The following is a 3,291-nucleotide window of genomic DNA, read 5'->3' as shown; positions in this document are numbered from 1 at the left end:
TGCCTTTTCATACTCACCTTTTTCGAAATAGTCATCAGCAAGTGTTGTGTTTTGAGAATACAAAACACCAGAAACTATTAAGAAAATGTATAAAAGATATCGCATGTGGTAAATATAACAAATGTAGAGTGTTGATATTGTAAAAATTAATATATAATTAATTTTGATTATGAGGTCCCGATGGTCATCGGGATTAATTCAACTAACTAATTTCTGTTCGCTAAAAAGACTCCACAAAATAAAGTTTCATAAAAAAAAGTGCCCGATAAAAATCGGGCACTTACCAACCAAAAATAATTTACTATTAACTACTTGTTAATTAAATACTCGATTGGGGACAGTCTTTATATACTTGAGTAATCAAGAACGACTATTTTCCAAAAATATTATTGTATTGTAATAAAGATTTTGTTTGAATAAATCTCTATTTTTTCGCAATGGTTGATGTGTTATCTTCGGATTCAAACAATTGGAAATCTGAAGATAAAACTTGAGTTGCGAAAAAAATCAAAGCAATTAATAGGACAATGCGCTTAACATTCTTCATAATAAGTAGGTTAAATAGATTTTGGTTTAGCGAACTTGTGAAATATAAATTACTTATTCAAAGAAAACGGATGTTTTTCGTTAAACAGCATGAGTAAATTGCATTTCATCGTAATTAATGAAATGAATTCAATTTTTTTGTAGGAATATACTTTAATTTATTATTTTGAAACCTGTGTAAGATTGAAGCACTTCTGGAACCAAAATACCATCTTTAGTTTGGTAATTTTCAAGAATTCCAGCCAACACTCTTGGAAGTGCTAAAGAGCTTCCGTTTAATGTATGAGCCAACTCATTTTTACCTTCACTATTTTTAAATCGGAGTTTTAATCGATTTGCTTGAAAGGTTTCAAAATTTGAAACAGAAGAGATTTCTAACCATCTATCTTGAGCCGTAGAAAACACCTCAAAATCGTAAGTTAATGCAGATGCAAAAGAGGTATCACCTCCGCACAAACGCAAAATTCTGTATGGCAATTTTAGTTCTTTTAAAATATCTTTTACATGATCCACCATGCCATCTAAAGCTTCGTAAGATTTACTAGGGTGTTCCACACGAATAATTTCAACTTTATCAAATTGGTGTAACCTATTTAATCCTCTTACATGTGCACCATAACTTCCTGCCTCACGACGGAAACACGGTGTGTAACCTGTAACACCAATTGGTAACTCGCTTTCACTTAAAACCACATCTCTAAAAATATTGGTTCCAGGTACTTCGGCTGTTGGAATTAAATACAAATTATCTTCAGTAACATGATACATTTGCCCTTCTTTATCTGGCAATTGCCCTGTACCAAAACCAGAAGCTTCGTTTACCAAAAGTGGTAATTGATATTCAGTATAACCTGCAGCGGTATTTTTATCTAGAAAATAAGCAATTAACGCGCGTTGCAATTTGGCCCCTTTTCCTTTGTAAACTGGAAATCCGGCACCTGTAATTTTGTTACCAAGTTCAAAATCTATGATATCGTATTTTTTTGCTAACTCCCAATGTGGTAGCGCGCCATCATGTAGTTTTGGAATATCTCCAGCTTTAAATATTTCCTCATTATCTAATTCAGAATTCCCACGTGGTACAGAATCATGAGGCACATTTGGTATTTTATAAAGCAACTCATTTAAAGCTTCAACTTTCGCGTTTAGTAAATCTGAAAGTTCCTTTGACATGTCTTTTAACTGACCCGTTTTTTCTTTTAAAACGTTTGCCTTATCAACTTCTCCAGACTTATATAAATTTCCAATTTCTTTTGATAAGATGTTAGATTCAGCCAAAGTATTATCTAATTCTGCTTGAAGATTTCTTCTATCTTCATCAAAAGTTATAACATCACTAATCATTTGAACAGCATTTATATTTCGTTTTGCTAAGCGTTCAACAACTAATTCTTTGTTTTCTCTAATAAAAGCAACTTGTAACATGACATGAAAATTTAAGCAACAAATTTAATGAATTGAAAAGAGAGTAAAGCCATATTTTAGAACTAACTATTATGAAATTAAATTTTTCTAGCCTATAGATTTGAAACGTATTCTAATGCGGTGTTTTTATCTTTTCCTAATTGAAGTTTTAGCGCTTCAACCGATTCAAATTTTTCTTCATCACGAATGCGATGAAGCAAATCTATTTGAATGGTTTTCCCATAAATATCTTCATCAAAATCAAAAAAGTGGACCTCGATAGTTTGGGTTTCGCCGTTTACTGTAGGGTTCATTCCAATGTTCATCATGCCATAAACTGGTTTGTCCTTTATCAATGCCTTTACAATATATGAGCCTTGCTTCGGAATGATTTTATAAGTTTCTTCAATTTCAATATTTGCCGTTGGAAACCCCAATTTTTTCCCTAAACCTTTTCCTTTTGTGACTTTGCCGGTTAACATAAAATGATAACCTAAAAATGCATTTGCCATTTCAATATCACCTTCATTTAAAGCTTTTCTAATTTTTGTTGAACTTACAGCCACATCATCAATATCTTCAACTGAAATCTCTTCAACTTCAAAACCAAAAATTCCTCCAAAGGTTTTTAAATCGTTAATGTCGGCATTTCTGTTTCTGCCAAATCTATGGTCGTAACCAATTATTACTTTTTTCGCCTTTAGTTTATCTACTAATATATTTTTTACAAAATCTTCTGCTGAAAGTCTTGAAAACTCATGGGTAAACTTTTTAATGACCAAATAATCTAAACCTAAATCGTCCAAAATATCCTGGCGTTCATCAATGGTATTTATTAATTTAATATCGGAATCTTTTTGCAACACCATTCGCGGATGCGGAAAAAAGGTAAGTATTACAGATTGTAACCCTTCCAGCTTACCGGTATTTATCAAACGCTTGATTATTTTTTGATGCCCAATATGCACACCATCAAAAGTACCGATGGTAACAACTGTTTGGTTGTTGGGTAGTGTATTTAAATTACGCCTCGTTTTCAAGCCTTTTTTTTTGACAAAACTAATTATAAAGTCGCTTAAAACAAATCTTAAACCCTTAATCTAATTTAAAAGTATGTTTTATTTCATTTATAATTTGCGGAACTTCATCAATCTTAAAAACGAGATGTACATCATAATTTGAATTATCAATTTTAGTTACCGTTAATTTTCCTTGATTGATTTTATAGTATCCTGTTTGTCCTTTACAATAACACCAGCGTGCAAAGAATAATTTTTTGTCAATTAATTCTGTGGTTTCAAATTGAAGATTCTCTTGATCTAATTCAATAAAAATTTCTTC

At 31.5% G+C, this 3,291-nt stretch carries 2 protein-coding genes and 1 pseudogene; all 3 read right to left on the bottom strand.

The window, feature by feature from the left end:
- Positions 1 to 699: 699 nt before the first annotated feature.
- Positions 700 to 1,971, bottom strand: a complete 1,272-nt coding sequence (gene serS, locus WBN21_RS07610; RefSeq protein ID WP_424198994.1) for a serine--tRNA ligase — start codon at positions 1,969 to 1,971, stop codon at positions 700 to 702.
- Positions 1,972 to 2,063: 92 nt separating this feature from the next.
- The gene (locus WBN21_RS07605) at positions 2,064 to 2,990 is read right to left on the bottom strand and encodes a bifunctional riboflavin kinase/FAD synthetase (RefSeq protein WP_424198992.1); all 927 of its coding nucleotides are present in this window, start codon (positions 2,988 to 2,990) and stop codon (positions 2,064 to 2,066) included.
- Between the two features lie 55 nt (positions 2,991 to 3,045).
- Positions 3,046 to 3,291 (bottom strand): annotated as a pseudogene (locus WBN21_RS07600) (hypothetical protein); the annotation flags it as partial.

Source organism: Algibacter sp., from assembly GCF_049667265.1.
GTDB lineage: Bacteria > Bacteroidota > Bacteroidia > Flavobacteriales > Flavobacteriaceae > Algibacter_B.
This window is presented reverse-complemented; position numbering and strand designations above follow the sequence as displayed.

What these genes read in the sequence shown, in the direction of transcription:
- serS (WP_424198994.1), bottom strand. Translation starts at nt 1,971, where the DNA reads ATGTTACAAGTTGCTTTTATTAGAGAAAACAAAGAATTAGTTGTTGAA.